The sequence below is a fragment of the Bacillus carboniphilus genome (genome assembly GCF_039522365.1).
GTDB classification, from domain to species: Bacteria; Bacillota; Bacilli; order Bacillales; family JC228; genus Bacillus_BF; species Bacillus_BF carboniphilus.
Window position 1 is genome coordinate 290,979 of record NZ_BAAADJ010000004.1, and the last position, 13,679, is coordinate 304,657.

General features: G+C 39.0%; 14 protein-coding genes. 1 reads left to right on the forward strand and 13 read right to left on the reverse strand.

The features are described from left to right. Window positions 1-3 precede the first annotated feature (3 nt). The 13 genes from ABDZ91_RS02665 to ABDZ91_RS02725 all read right to left on the reverse strand — a co-directional run bounded on the left by ABDZ91_RS02665 (window position 4) and on the right by ABDZ91_RS02725 (window position 12,795). Complete coding sequence (locus tag ABDZ91_RS02665; RefSeq protein WP_343796083.1) at window positions 4-912, reverse strand: serine hydrolase; 909 nt, start codon at window positions 910-912, stop codon at window positions 4-6. 38 nt (window positions 913-950) lie between these two features. Next, window positions 951-1,883: an ABC transporter permease gene (locus ABDZ91_RS02670; protein WP_343796085.1), complete on the reverse strand. Its 933-nt coding sequence runs from the start codon at window positions 1,881-1,883 to the stop codon at window positions 951-953. Continuing rightward, entirely contained in the window at window positions 1,876-2,799 is a 924-nt protein-coding gene (nikB, locus tag ABDZ91_RS02675; RefSeq protein ID WP_343796087.1) for a nickel ABC transporter permease, read from the reverse strand. Before nikB ends, ABDZ91_RS02670 begins: the two co-directional genes overlap by 8 nt. 132 nt (window positions 2,800-2,931) lie before the next feature. Continuing rightward, window positions 2,932-4,560: an ABC transporter substrate-binding protein gene (locus ABDZ91_RS02680; protein WP_343796089.1), complete on the reverse strand. Its 1,629-nt coding sequence runs from the start codon at window positions 4,558-4,560 to the stop codon at window positions 2,932-2,934. Between the two features lie 20 nt (window positions 4,561-4,580). Then, a complete protein-coding gene (locus ABDZ91_RS02685) occupies window positions 4,581-5,678 on the reverse strand; it encodes a mandelate racemase/muconate lactonizing enzyme family protein (protein ID WP_343796091.1) in 1,098 nt (365 codons plus the stop codon). Between the two features lie 4 nt (window positions 5,679-5,682). Next, window positions 5,683-6,387 (reverse strand): FadR/GntR family transcriptional regulator, encoded by a 705-nt coding sequence (locus ABDZ91_RS02690; RefSeq protein WP_343796093.1) that lies wholly within the window; start codon window positions 6,385-6,387, stop codon window positions 5,683-5,685. A 489-nt stretch (window positions 6,388-6,876) separates the two neighbouring features. Then, the gene (locus ABDZ91_RS02695) at window positions 6,877-7,698 is read right to left on the reverse strand and encodes a YitT family protein (protein WP_343796095.1); all 822 of its coding nucleotides are present in this window, start codon (window positions 7,696-7,698) and stop codon (window positions 6,877-6,879) included. Window positions 7,699-7,800: 102 nt separating this feature from the next. Beyond that, window positions 7,801-8,436, reverse strand: coding sequence for a GntR family transcriptional regulator (locus tag ABDZ91_RS02700; protein ID WP_343796097.1), 636 nt, complete (start codon window positions 8,434-8,436; stop codon window positions 7,801-7,803). A 13-nt stretch (window positions 8,437-8,449) separates the two neighbouring features. After that, window positions 8,450-9,265: a carbon-nitrogen hydrolase family protein gene (locus ABDZ91_RS02705; protein ID WP_343796182.1), complete on the reverse strand. Its 816-nt coding sequence runs from the start codon at window positions 9,263-9,265 to the stop codon at window positions 8,450-8,452. A 31-nt stretch (window positions 9,266-9,296) separates the two neighbouring features. Further along, window positions 9,297-10,580, reverse strand: a complete 1,284-nt coding sequence (locus tag ABDZ91_RS02710; protein ID WP_343796099.1) for a TRAP transporter large permease — start codon at window positions 10,578-10,580, stop codon at window positions 9,297-9,299. A gap of 3 nt (window positions 10,581-10,583) precedes the next feature. Then, the gene (locus ABDZ91_RS02715) at window positions 10,584-11,075 is read right to left on the reverse strand and encodes a TRAP transporter small permease (protein WP_343796101.1); all 492 of its coding nucleotides are present in this window, start codon (window positions 11,073-11,075) and stop codon (window positions 10,584-10,586) included. 12 nt (window positions 11,076-11,087) lie between these two features. Then, window positions 11,088-12,104 (reverse strand): TRAP transporter substrate-binding protein, encoded by a 1,017-nt coding sequence (locus ABDZ91_RS02720; RefSeq protein ID WP_343796103.1) that lies wholly within the window; start codon window positions 12,102-12,104, stop codon window positions 11,088-11,090. 13 nt (window positions 12,105-12,117) lie between these two features. Further along, on the reverse strand, window positions 12,118-12,795 hold the full coding sequence (locus tag ABDZ91_RS02725; RefSeq protein WP_343796104.1) for an RraA family protein: 678 nt from the start codon (window positions 12,793-12,795) through the stop codon (window positions 12,118-12,120). 339 nt (window positions 12,796-13,134) lie between these two features. Here ABDZ91_RS02725 and ABDZ91_RS02730 point away from each other — a divergent pair, with 339 nt between their 5' ends. Next, window positions 13,135-13,617: a hypothetical protein gene (locus ABDZ91_RS02730; RefSeq protein WP_343796106.1), complete on the forward strand. Its 483-nt coding sequence runs from the start codon at window positions 13,135-13,137 to the stop codon at window positions 13,615-13,617. The last annotated feature ends 62 nt before the right edge of the window (window positions 13,618-13,679 follow it).

Consider the following 13,679-nt stretch of genomic DNA (forward strand, 5'->3'; position numbering starts at 1 on the left):
TTTTTACTTTGACATGATATAGTCGTATGCGATTTTACTCACTCGAGCAATAGCCTCTTCTCCATCTACCACTTTTTCAAGGTTTTTCGTAAAACAGGTAATAACAAACGGCCTATCTGCAAAGACGATTCCAGAATCCGCCCTTACTCCTTCTACTCCACCAGGCTTATTGGCAACGACCACATGCTTCGGCAAGTATTTATGAATTTGATTACGGTAAAGCTGGCGTTTCATAATCCCAATAATGCCATCTGAGGCCTCGCGGTTGATTACTCTTCCATGGTACAAATCCGAAACTAAGCTTGTCACACAACGAGGAGTCGCTACATTGTTATCCTTTTGGTCACTATCATATTTTCCGTTCAGATTATATTCGGAGTGCCCTCTTCTTCGTTCAAATTCTGCTAAAATTTCTGGCCAGGCTTTATCTGATAAATCTTCTTGATCCAAACCTACTAAACTAAATAAAATTTCCTTAGCGGTTATTACAACGTTGATCTCGTCATATCCAAATTCTTGTAAGGTCTTATTGATATTGTGAATTCCAAGTTTGTCGAAAAGCATATCCGTCGCTGTATTATCACTAATCTGGATCATGACGGTCGCCAAGTCCTTTACGGTTGGATTCAAACCAGGCTGCCAATCTTTCAAAACTCCACCTCCAGGGGCTTGGAATTCTGAATGGATGGTTAGACGATCATCTAAACTCAGCTTGCCTTCCTGAACTTGCTTAAACAATTCTACGAGAATAAAAATCTTAAACGTGCTTGCAGTCGGGAACCACTCACTTGAATTCACATGAATTTCTTCCCCATCTACTAAATCTTTGATGGCAACTCCTAAGGTACCGTTTAATCCACTGACGACCTTCTCGATTTCATTTTTCACGTCAATAATACCCTTTGTTTCCACTTGGACATCCCTCTTTCCTTAATATTCCTATATTTCAATCATGACGTTCCTTTTAATCTTGGATCTAAAACGTCTCTTAATACGTTCCCTAGTAAATTGAAGCCTAGTACTGTTAGTAAAATTGCAATACCTGGGAAGTTAACAATCCAAACGGCATTCGTCATATAAATCCGAGCACTCACTAACATGGCTCCCCATTCTGGACTAGGAGGCTGGGCACCAAGACCAAGAAAGCTTAATCCAGCTGCCATCAATACAGCAGAAGGAAATTGGAGAGTAATTAAAACGATAATAGATGACGTAATATTGGGAACAATATGCGAAAAAATAATCTTGGTATTTAACGATCCTGATGCTTTGGCTGCCATTATAAAATCCTGTTCCCTAATCGAGATGGTGGTTCCCCGAACAACCCTCGCAAAAATAGGAATTCCACGTATCCCGACCGCAATCATTGCGTTCGTTAAGCTTGGTCCAAGAATCGCAATAATGGCTAGAGCCATGATAAAGCTTGGAAAAGCGAGAACCACATCCAATACTGCCGTTAGGGCAATATCAAGTTTCCCTCTAAAGTACCCAGCTAGTAATCCTAGTAGACCGCCGACAATAAGAGAGATTCCTACACTAATGAGACCTACTTGTAAGGTGATACGAGCCCCATGAACGACTCGACTATAGACGTCTCTTCCGAATTCATCGGTTCCAAACCAATGTTCAGAGGAAGGAGGCTGAAGTCGGTCCATAATTTGTTGTTCCTCCGGATCATGCGTACTTATGGCTTCTGGAAATAGAGCCATAACGAGCAAAACCAAAATAATAAACCCACCAATTTTCGCGGAAGGATTTCTCCATATTCGCCTTGTGGTTTTCCAAAAGTCAGATTTAAAGAATCTCTCCTTCACTGTCTTTTCCTTGGGAAGGACAACCGTCAATTCTTCTGATTTACGTTTTGTTAACTCGACATTACTCATAGGAAACCCTCGCATCTACTAAACTGTATAAAATATCAATCAACAAGTTTACTAATACATAAGTGGCAGCTACTACCAAAATAATTCCCTGAACTAATGGAAAATCCCGTGTACCTAATGCTTGAACGGCAAGCTGACCTAATCCATGCCAAGCAAAGACATTTTCAATAATGAAAGCTCCACCAAGCAAGAATCCAAATTGAAGTCCGACGACAGTGATAACTGGGATTAGCGCATTTTTCAAGGCGTGTTTGATGACTACCTTTCTTTCCTTCATTCCTTTGGATCGGGCCGTTCGAATATAGTCCTGTTGAAATACCTCTAGTAGAGAGGAGCGAACCATCCTCATGATAATCCCTGCTGAAATCAGCCCCATTGTTAAGGCTGGTAAGACGAGGTGAGCCCAGGATTCGCTCCCCATAACAGGCAGTAATTTCAAGTTCACAGCGAAAAGATACATAAGTAAAAGTCCTAACCAAAAGGAAGGCATGGATACGCCTAGTAGGGCTACAATGGTGCTAAGTGTATCGATGATAGAATCCTTTTTCATAGCTGAGATAATTCCCAGACCCACGCCTATAAAAATGGCAATTAAAAGACTCGCAACCGCTAATATCAAGGTGTTACTATACCGTTCTGAAATTTCTTCAATCACAGGCCTTCCTGTCCGAATAGAAGTACCTAGATCTCCTTGAACAACATTACTGATATAGCGGATATATTGAACATGTAACGGCTGGTCGAGTCCTAATTGGGCACGAAGATTTTCAACGGTTTCTTCATCAGGAACCTGCCCTGCAAACATGGCTTCAACAGGGTCACCTGGAATGGCAGCCTGCATTAAAAAAACAAGGATACTAACAGCAAGTAATATGGGAATAAGCATGGCTACCTTTTTTAAGATATACATTTTCATGATACACACCTCTTTTCCTTTCCTAATTCTTCGAACTTCGAAGTTTTTGTTTAAAAAACAACCCTCGATATAGAACATCTACCTGATATTCTAAAGTAGTGATCTATATCGAAGGATTTTATTTGTGACATGCTATTCGCGTTCTACAATCGTCCAAATTGGATAGCCTAAGGAATCCCATTTATAATTTTTAACTTCTTTGCGAACAATGTCTGTTACATATTCAGTTAAAATCGGTACAATGGCATGGTCTTCTAAAATCATTTGTTGTACTTGTTCGATAAATTCAACCCGCTTTTCCACATCCATCTCTTTGTTGGCAAGCTGGATGACTTCATCAATCTCATCATTTTCATACAATTTTACAAAGCCACCATCTTCAAAAACGAAGGATAGAAGAACTGGATCTGGCCAATTCCAACGTTGCAAATGCATGTGATGCTTGGCTTCTAATTGAGTAGGACGATACGCACTACCTTCTATCACCTGAATCTCTACATCAATTCCAACTTGACCTAATTGATATTGAATAATCTGGGCCGCTCTTGTTTGTTTCGGATCGTTGGACGTTAACATCGTAATACTAAATGGCTCTCCATCCTTTTCGTAAATCCCTTCTGAATTTACAGCCCATCCATTACTTTCTAGGATTTCCTTTGTTTTATCAGGGTCATAGGATGGCCCGTACTCTTCACCGATTTCAGGCGAATGTCCTAATACACCTGTTCCGATAGGGTTTTTGTTGACCTTTGCGTAGCCTGACCATGCACCTGTTACAATTTCCTCACTGTTAATCGCATAGCCTAAAGCTGAACGGATTTCGTTGCTATCAAATGGTGGAATTAACGTATTAAATTCAATACTGAAATAATTCGTAGCATCTTCCCATTGGATGATTTGGAAATTATCATTCGCTTTAATAGAGTTTGCCAATTCAACAGGTGCCTGGGATATTTGAATTTCGCCTGTTTCTAAGGCAGCCATTCTTGATCCCTCTTCTGGAACGACTTTAAAGACGATTTCATCTAATTTAGCTGTACCGTCTAAGTCGTAATCCGCTCTTCCCCAATCGTAATCGGGATTTTTGACCAGATGAATTTCAGAACCAGAATTCCATTGTTTAAACATAAAGGGGCCGGATCCAATTGGTTCGCGTCCAAAGTCATCCCCTTTCCCACCTAAGTCAGGCGGAACAATCCCCGTATAGCCGCTATACAAGTTAATGAAGAATGGAGCAAAAGATGTGGAGAATGTAAATCTCACCTTGTAATCATCTACAACTTCTATTTTTTCCAGCGGTCCAGTCATCATAGATCCTGTTGGTGAAGCTGTATCCGGATCAATCATTCTTTCAAACGAATATTTAACAGCGTTGGCATCTAATGGTTCACCGTTATGGAACTTGATGCCTTCTTTGATTTTAAATTCGATGACTTTCCCATCGTCCTTAATATCCCATGATTCTGCCACCCAAGGTTGAGGGTTTTTATTCTCATCGATATAAACAAGACGGTCAAAAATATTTCTGAAAATCATGTGAGATGTAAGTTGATTTGTCTTATGTGGATCAAGTGTCTCTGCATCCTCAACTAATGCGACAACAACGGATTGTGTATCTGTAGACGTTTGATCTGAAGGCTTATTCTCGCTGTTCGTATCTTCTGGTTTCGCTTCTGATGTGGGTCCTGATGGGCTACATCCAACCATGATAAGCATCCAAACGACAAGTGAAAAGAGAAGCTTTCTACTTTTTGATTTCAACTTTCATCACCCTTCCTTTTTTATAGATCTACTTTATAGTGATTGATTTTTTCCTGATCGACCTCAACACCTAACCCTGGTCCATCTGGAACGTAAGTAAATCCTTTTTCAATTCGAACTGGCTCTTGTAATACATCGTCACTATATAAAGTTGGACCCTTGATATCGGATGGGTACTCTAAGTATTTGACGGCTGCAGCAAAGTGCGCCCCCGCAGCAGTTCCAACCCCTGCTTCAATCATACTTCCAATACTTAAGGGAATACCTGCGGCCTCTGCCATCCCTGCAATTTTCAAGGAAGGATATAGGCCACCTGGCTTCATGATTTTAATATTGAAAATATCAGCAGCCTTATGTTTGATTAACTGAACCGCATCATGAATGGTATACAAACTTTCATCCGCTAGTATTGGTGTTCTTAATAATCGGCAAAGCTCTGCCATTCCGTCCAAATCCCACTTGGGAACAGGCTGTTCGATGAGGAGTAAATTGTATTCTTCCATTCTTGATAAGGCATGGATAGCCTGCTCTAATCGGTACCCCTGATTCGCATCTACACGAATAGGAATATCAGGTAACCTCTCACGAATCGCCCCCACTGTTTTCACATCATGATCAGGGTCGATTCCAATTTTGATTTTGATGGATTGAAAGCCTTCTTCAGCATATTTATGAGCTTCCTCAACAGCATGGTCTATGGATTTGATTCCAATGGATTGACCAATTGCTACTTTATCTCGGTACTTGCCACCAAGTAAGGTATACACAGGGACACCCAATGCTTTTCCGCTAATGTCATAACAAGCAAAATCGATAGCAGCCTTCGCAAAGTTATTTCCTTTAATCACTTTCATTTGTTCATGAATTTGTGCTAGATTCATAGGATCCTGCCCAATGAGGAGTGGGGCCAAATACTTATCAATGATAAATTTGACGGATTCCATGGTTTCTTCTGCGTATTGTGGAATTGGCGCTGCTTCTCCCCACCCATAAATACCCTGGTCTGTCGTGATCTTGACATACACGCGATCAGCCCGGTTATACTTCCCTCCAGATATGTTTAAATCAGTATTTAAGGGAAGCGAAATACAAGTCGCTTCAATTTGAACGATTTTCATTTTATTACTCCTCTCTTTCTTTAAATTGCATGATGACGGTTTCTTGAATGGTTTGATGATGAAGGTCCATGGCTTCTGCGGCTTCTTGAGGTGAACGATTTTTAATAGCTTCGTAGATGGCTTTGTGGTCTCTTAAGAAGTTTTTGGATACATTCCTTTGATAGTTAAGAACACTTTCTTTATCTAATATAAAGTTAAAAAGTGTCCCTACAATCTCTTTTAAAAAGCGGTTTTGTGAGGCTTCCCAAATAGTTTGGTGAAATTCAAGGTTTTCCTTTTTCGGCCGTTCCCCCCTCTCAAGTTTCAACTTCATCACTTCGATAATGGATTCTAGCTGTTCAATTTGTTCTTTACTTGCCCGTAACGCAGCCAGTGTGACAATATCCTTCTCCAGAATTTTCCTTGCCTCCACTAGCTCCATGTACCAGTTGATGTCTGAATAGTCGGTATAAAACTGGCTCAACACGGTGTTATTTAGTGGATCACGAACAAATGACCCTTCCCCTGTCCTTAACTCGATAAATCCTAATACCTCTAAAACTCGTAATGCTTCTCGAATAGATGCTCTACTTACTTGAAGTCTTTCGCTAAGCTCTCTCTCAGTAGGTAGCTGAGTTCCAGGTGTTAAATTTTCCTCTCGTATGTATTTTAAAATTCGTTTTGCAATTACCTCGAACATCCTTTCCTTGTTTAAAGGTGTTAATGCCACAAACTTCTCCCCTTTGTCCCTGTCGCTGGTCTGACCAGCAAACTTGTATATTTAATTGAATATTGTATCAATTCAAATTATTAAGTCAATAGAAAAATAGAAAAAATAAATAAAAATTAGATTCTTAGTATTTTTATACAACTAAAGGCATATATTACGGATTTTCCATGTTCTAAAACTAGTTCAAAGGTATGTAGTGAAGCCGACAGAGTTATTCCTATGATTTCCTGCTCGGACATCAAGACGGGTCAAAAAAGGGTGAAAATGATGGAAGTTAAGCTGTATATAGCAAAAGTGATAGGGAGAAGATTGAGGTCCAAGAGACTGGAGCTGGATTTAATTTAAAAAACGCGGAAAAACAGGGACGGTTCTTTCGTTTCTTTTTAAATTTGAAAACGAGAGAACCGTCCCTATGTGTACTCTATTATTCTTATTTTCTATCAATGCTCCACGACTTTCGGGGTGTCACTGTGACCAGAAGTTCTTTTGTTAAGCTTTTTCAACCATTTCATAAACATTATGAACGGTCACATAAGCGTTTTGATCAATATCCTTGATGATATTTTTGATTTGGACGAGTTCATGTTTATTGATGACGATGTAGAGAACTTCTTTGTGTGTACCTGAGTATCCTCTTCGACCTTCTAAAACCGTAATACCTTTTGATAATTTACTGCTTATGGTATTTAAAACACTTTCAGGTGAGTTTGAGACAATAAGGACGGCTATTCTTTCATCTAGGCCTTCTGTTATGAAGTCAATCACTTTTGCTCCAATATAGACAACGATTAGGGTATACAACGCCTTATTTAAACCAATGATAAAGACAGATCCTGAAACTACTATTAAGTCAATCACAAGGATTCCTTTGCCAATACTCCAACCCCATAATTGATTGGCCAATCGCGCGAGAATCGTCGTACCTCCAGAGGTCCCACCAGCTCGGAAGATAAAGCCTAGACCTCCTCCTACAAGTAAACCTGCAAAAATAGCTGCCAATAACGTATCCTCTGTTATTTGCTTTCCTGTTTCCTCCGTTATATATAAAAAGAGCGAACTGGATGCAATGGTTATAAGGGTATAAATAATGGTTCTTTTATTGAAAAACTTAAACCCTATTCCTAATAGAGAAATATTCAACACAAAATTGACAACACCCGGTGACCAGCCAAACACATAGTGCACAATAACTGTCAGGCCGATAATTCCACCTTCGGATAGTAGGTTTGGAATCGTAAAATAGTTAATACCGACTGCAAAAATAAAAGCCCCGAATAAAATGAGGCCAATATCTTGAACCCACTTTTTCATAGTAGTTCCCTTCCCTGCTTTTGATTCTTAATAGTGAAACAGCCTTTTCTCAGAGAGAACCGAGAAAAGGCACGTATAGCTGTGAAAATCACCAATTTTTCCTTAATGGGAGAAAAATTGTTCTTTTCCTTTTAATATATGTTTTTCCATTAAGTCTCGAACTTCCTGAAACTTTTCTTCTCGAAGTAGAGCATTGATTTGTTTATGATCCTCAATTGAATCCCAAGCTCGGGATATGTCCCTGCCAAAACGTATCATTGCGGTTTGATAGAGCCGATCACTAATATTGTTCAAAGTTTTGACAAAAAACTCATTGTCAAACACTCGTAAAAATAACGCATGATACTCTAAATCTAGCTGGATAAACTTAAAGATATCGTTTTGACTTAAGTACTCTTCCTGTTCTTTGATTTTTTCATCTAAGAAAGCAAGATGTTCTTCTCTAAAAAAGGGTTCTACTCTCTCAAGGGCATACAATTCAATTGCAAGTCTCATATCCATAATATCATGGGTTTCCTTAACCGTTATCTCCTTTAAAAAGATACCTCGTTTAGGAGAAACTTCTAGAAAATCCTCATTGTGTAATCGTTGCAGTGCCTCCCGAATCGGAGTTCTACTCATCTGGAGGAGCTCAACCAGTTCATTTTCAGAAACAGTTGGCCCCTTGATCTCACCTTGGATAACCATATATTTAATTTTTTCATATGCAATGTCTTTTAAATACTGTCGTTGACTCAAATTTATCTCACCATTATTTCACTTTGTATAGTTCAGGTCTTCTATGAGTTAAACAAGGAACACTTTCTCTCGCTTGTTTCACTGTACTTGGGTCGATTTCAGCAACAATCACGCCTTCCCCTTCAGGAGCTCTCGCGATTACCGTTCCCCATGGATCAATAATCATACTGTTCCCATAGCAAGCTTTCCCAGGTGCATGGGAGCCAAATTGTCCAGCAGCAATGACATAGCATTGATTTTCAATCGCTCTCGCACGTTGAAGAACTTCCCAAGCAAGCATACCTGTGTATTGTGTAAAAGCAGCAGGGATACACAAAACATTACATCCATCTAACGCATATTCTCTATAAAGTTCAGGGAAACGCAAGTCATAACAAATACTCAATCCCGCTTTTCCAAATGGAAGTTCAACGGTTGCCGAAGACTCTCCTGCTTGGATCGTATTAGATTCTTTATAGGCTGGCATTCCATTGATCTCAATATCAAATAAATGCAGCTTGTTATATTTTGCAACAACGTCCCCTTCAGGACTTACTACAAAACCTGTATTATAGGCTTTTTCATCAGAATATTTTTCTAGTATACTACCAGCATGGATATAAACGCCATGTTTTTTCGCAAGTGAAGACAGTAATTGATACGTTTCACCGCCAGGAATTTCTTCAGCATTTTGAACCTTTTCTGTATCCGGCCCCATGAAATTAAAATACTCTGGTAAAGAGATAAAGATTGCTCCATCTTCAGCAGCTTTGGTAATAAAACGTTCTGCTTTTTGTAAGTTTTCTTGTTTATCAGCTTTTGTATTCATTTGAATCGCTGCAACTTTCATCAAAAACGCCTCCTTTAATCTACTACACTTTTTATTTAATTAAAATGGATGGTAACCACAGGGACAACTGAGGGAAGTATGTGATTAACAGTAATGCAATAAATAGTGGGATATAGAACGGAATAACAGCTGTTACAACCTTCTCAAACGATATCCTTCCAACTCGACTCATAACATAGAGTCCGAGACCTACAGGAGGAGTGATCATCCCGATTAGTAGGTTGAATGACATTAAAACTCCAAAATGTACACGGTCAATTCCTAAGCTATCCGTAATTGGTAGTAGGATTGGTAGCATGATTAGCTTGATTGGAATTCCTTCCATAATACTTCCTAAGAATAATAAAAGAATGTTGATAATAAATAACATGAAATATTTATTATCTGTTATTCCCAGTAGGAAGTCTGATAATAAGACTGGAAGCTGTTCAGCTGAAATGATCCATGCCATTGCAGTTCCCACACCGATTAAGAACATAATCAAGGCAGTGGAATTTAGGGAAGTTACGAAACCAGATTTCAAGGTTTCCCAGCTAAATTCTTTGTAAATGACTGAACAGAATAATGCGTATAATACTGCTATAACCCCTGCCTCTGTTGGGGTTACAACACCACCAAGCATCCCACCAAGGATTACTAATGGCGCAAGGAGAGCAAAGAATCCATCCTTGAATGTTTTCCAAAGTGCTTGAGGTTTAAATGGGTCTGCTTTCGGTACAACGATAGTCCCCCGTGACGCTCCAACGACAACATAGAATGATAAAGTTAAAGCAATAAGCATTCCTGGAATAATTCCTGCAATAAAGAGTTGTTCTACAGATACCTCTGCTAGATAGGCATATACGATAAATGGAACAGATGGAGGGATAATGGCCCCAATTACGGAGGATGCTAGTGTAAGAGCTGCGCTAAATGGTTTTTTATAACCTTTTTCCACCATCGCCCGTAGCTCAATGGCTCCAAGACCAGCCTGATCCCCAACAGCTGTTCCAGAAATACCAGAGAAAATAACACTGGCTAAAATGTTTACATGTGCTAATCCGCCCCTAATGTGTCCAATTAGGGCCGTACAAAAATCAAAAATTCTTTGGGTTATCCCTGTTGAGTTCATAAGGTTCCCAGCTAAAATAAACAATGGGATGGATAAAAGAGTGTATCCCTTAATTCCCTCAACTAGCATTAGGGAGAGTACTTCTGAAGTATATCCACCCATAATCAGCGCAATCAGAGTGGACAACGCCATCGCAAATGATACTGGAAAACTCATGAGCAGCAGGATTATGAAAATGACAAACATCGTAATTCCAATGACCATTTTTTAATCCTCCTCTCCAGCAAACATGTCGTATTGCCCTTTAATGGATAAAATGATTTGTTGGATAGACACTAAAACCATTAGAAAGAGCAACAATACAAGCGGCGCATAAAACCAGGCTGAAGATGCTCTCATGATGAGTGTTGTTCGATCCAAATGAGAAATAGTTAGCGTGAATGAGAAATACAACATCACTGCGGAAATCCCGAACAGCAAAAAGCTGTTCACGATTCCCACCATTTTAATGGCTCCCTCACTTAACTTTTTCACAAAGAAAGATATCATAATATCTTCTCGGTCTACTACGACTTTTCCAAATCCCAAAAAAGTAATCCAGCAGATCAAGATGGAAAAGAACTCCTGTGACCATACAAAGGAATAGTCAAAGAAATAGCGTGCCACAATTTCAAGTGTTAGTAGCACCAGTAAAGCAACCATACAGATAATGGCAACACCTAAATATACTTTTGAAATCAAATTTAATAATTTTTTCATTGTAAAAACATCCTATTTGCCAATAGATTTGATTTGATCGACATATCCTTTAGGTAGCTTTCCATCTTCTTCTAATTGATAGTGGAAGTCAGAGAATGCTTCAACCCACTCTGCTTTATCGATTTCAAAAACTTCAATGTTATGTTCTGTTTTCATAAGTTCCATATGTTCTTCTACTTCTTGCTTAGCCAATTCAGTTCCCTTCTCACCCGCTTCATTAGCCGCATCAATTAGAATTTGTTGATGCTCTTCAGACAAGCCAGAGAATACTTCTTCACTAATCGCAATAACAACATCCTGTGGATACTCATCGATGATTGTCATGTAAGGCGCAACCTCAGTAAACTTCATCGGCCATACTAATGATATGGGAGATGTAACAGCCTCAACTAGGTTTTGCTTTAGTCCTAAATACGTTTCAGTCCAAGCTACTACAGTTGGGTTTGCTCCAACAGAGCTATATGCTGCAGAATAAAATTCTGATTCAAATGAACGAAGCTTTAATCCTTGTAGATCTTCTACAGACTTGATTGGCTTCTTAGAAAGCATGACACGGTATGGTCCGCGAACAAAGTTACGCTCCGTATTTAGAATACGAATTCCGTTGTCAATTAATGTTTGTTGAATATCTTGACCCATTTCACCTGTGTTAAATTTTTGGTAGTGCTCGAAGTCATTGAAAAGGTATGGGATCGAACTAACCTCAACCCTAGAATCGAAATCAGCGAAGTAACCGATTCCTTCAGCGTACATGTCTTGAGAACCAAGAAGCATGTTATCTATTTGAGTTGTACCCTTACCTAATTGTTCAGCAGGATTAACCTTAACTTTTACTTCTCCGTTACTCTTTTCTTCTACAAGTTCAGCAAAATAGTTAAAAGCTTGACCTTCAGCTGTATCATCTGGCATTTTTGTTCCTAGTTTTAGTTCAATGACTTTACCTGAACCAGATCCGGAGCTCGAGCTAGAGCATGCAGCCAAAGCCGCTATAAGTAAAACCGAAAACAGTAATATTAGTAATTTTTTCATAAATCCTTCCCCCTTATTTTACTGTGTTAAAGTATTGCTCAATTAATGAATCCGCTTTCGAAAGACTGCTTAAAGTATGACCATCATCTAGTAATCTTTTAGTACGCGGTTCGTTATTTTCACTAGCTTCTGCTTTTTCAAGCACAGCTTGATAGTCTAAATCTTGGCCTAAAACAAGCACGCCGTTGTCATCCGCTACAATTAAATCCCCAGGATGAACCGTTACACCACCACATTGAACTGGTGTGTTGATTTCTCCACTTTGGCCTAATAGTTTCGTTGTGATTGGTGATAAACCTGTTGAAAATACAGGAATTCCAATTTCACGAATTGCTTGTATATCCGTATTTGGACCATCGATAATGATTCCAGCAAGTTTACGAGCTTTTGCTGCATAAGCGACCATTTCCCCTACACACGCATGCTTTTGATCTCCTGTACGGTCAATAATTAGTACATCCCCCGGTTCAGCTAAACTTACCGCTTTATGTACCATTGTAGAGTCGTTAACAGAAGTGCGGACAGTGAAAGCGGTTCCAACAATTTTCACGTTAACAAGCTGAGATTGAACTCTAGGGTCCATAAATCCGTAATGAAGATGGTGACCAATCGTTGCAGGTTCAACCTTCTCGAAGCGTTCTTTTAATACTGGTGTCAATTGATTGTTATTAACTCTGTCTAAAATTTTCATATTAACCTTCATCCCCTTTTTACCTTTGTATATATCTTGTATACAAGTTATATATTACAGCACTCGTTTTTTAAATTCAATGGTTTTTTTCTGAAAATTAAGTATATAGGTAAAATTCTGATGTTGGTAGGCTATATCGGAATGACAATTTTCGAACCATCATAAAAGTAGGAACTCGGGGAGGGTTCTTGCGTTTCTTTTTTGATAAGGGAACAAAAAAACTTTCCTGCGTTTCCAATAGGACAAGTTAATCATATTACTAGAAACGAGTTCATATTTATGAGTCAAGCCAACAAAATGAACTATTGGGGGTTAGTTTGTGTAAGGTTGTGATTCCATTTGAATTATTCTTTCTTGGTAGTCGCTTACGTTGCTAGTTTTATTTGTTCCAGCATTGGAAGTAGACTGTCTTCACTATATAGAATTAGAAATGTTACGGATATTGAACCGATTTTAGTACAATCTGTTCATACACTTTTTGATGGGAATAAAGAGACTTATACGTTGATTTGTGCCATTATCATCACCTTATCCGGACTGATTATCTCATTATTGGCCGTTCACGAAATCTTAAGAGAGTTGTCGCTTCGGAACTTCTTGGTTTCTTCTTTCCTTCTCATTATTCATTCTATTAACATCATCATTTGCGTTTACTTTCTTTTATTTTTTATTATTTTACTTATTTGTCTGGGTATCATAATTGGAATTACGTGGATTATTATTCGTACGAATGGTAGGGTCGGTTCTGTTCCAATGCGGGGAGGTTTTAGAAAGGGGCCTTATGTGAGAAGACATGCTAGAAGACCACGAAGGCGGTTCTAAAAAAGACGCGTTATAGGGATAAACGCGCCCGATTGTTTACTATCATTTTTTTCTATACACTG

What these genes read in the sequence shown, in the direction of transcription:
- ABDZ91_RS02695 (WP_343796095.1), bottom strand. Translation starts at nt 7,698, where the DNA reads ATGAAAAAGTGGGTTCAAGATATTGGCCTCATTTTATTCGGGGCTTTT.
- ABDZ91_RS02725 (WP_343796104.1), bottom strand. Translation starts at nt 12,795, where the DNA reads ATGAAAATTTTAGACAGAGTTAATAACAATCAATTGACACCAGTATTA.
- ABDZ91_RS02705 (WP_343796182.1), bottom strand. Translation starts at nt 9,265, where the DNA reads ATGAAAGTTGCAGCGATTCAAATGAATACAAAAGCTGATAAACAAGAA.
- ABDZ91_RS02720 (WP_343796103.1), bottom strand. Translation starts at nt 12,104, where the DNA reads ATGAAAAAATTACTAATATTACTGTTTTCGGTTTTACTTATAGCGGCT.
- ABDZ91_RS02685 (WP_343796091.1), bottom strand. Translation starts at nt 5,678, where the DNA reads ATGAAAATCGTTCAAATTGAAGCGACTTGTATTTCGCTTCCCTTAAAT.
- nikB (WP_343796087.1), bottom strand. Translation starts at nt 2,799, where the DNA reads ATGAAAATGTATATCTTAAAAAAGGTAGCCATGCTTATTCCCATATTA.
- ABDZ91_RS02670 (WP_343796085.1), bottom strand. Translation starts at nt 1,883, where the DNA reads ATGAGTAATGTCGAGTTAACAAAACGTAAATCAGAAGAATTGACGGTT.
- ABDZ91_RS02710 (WP_343796099.1), bottom strand. Translation starts at nt 10,580, where the DNA reads ATGGTCATTGGAATTACGATGTTTGTCATTTTCATAATCCTGCTGCTC.
- ABDZ91_RS02715 (WP_343796101.1), bottom strand. Translation starts at nt 11,075, where the DNA reads ATGAAAAAATTATTAAATTTGATTTCAAAAGTATATTTAGGTGTTGCC.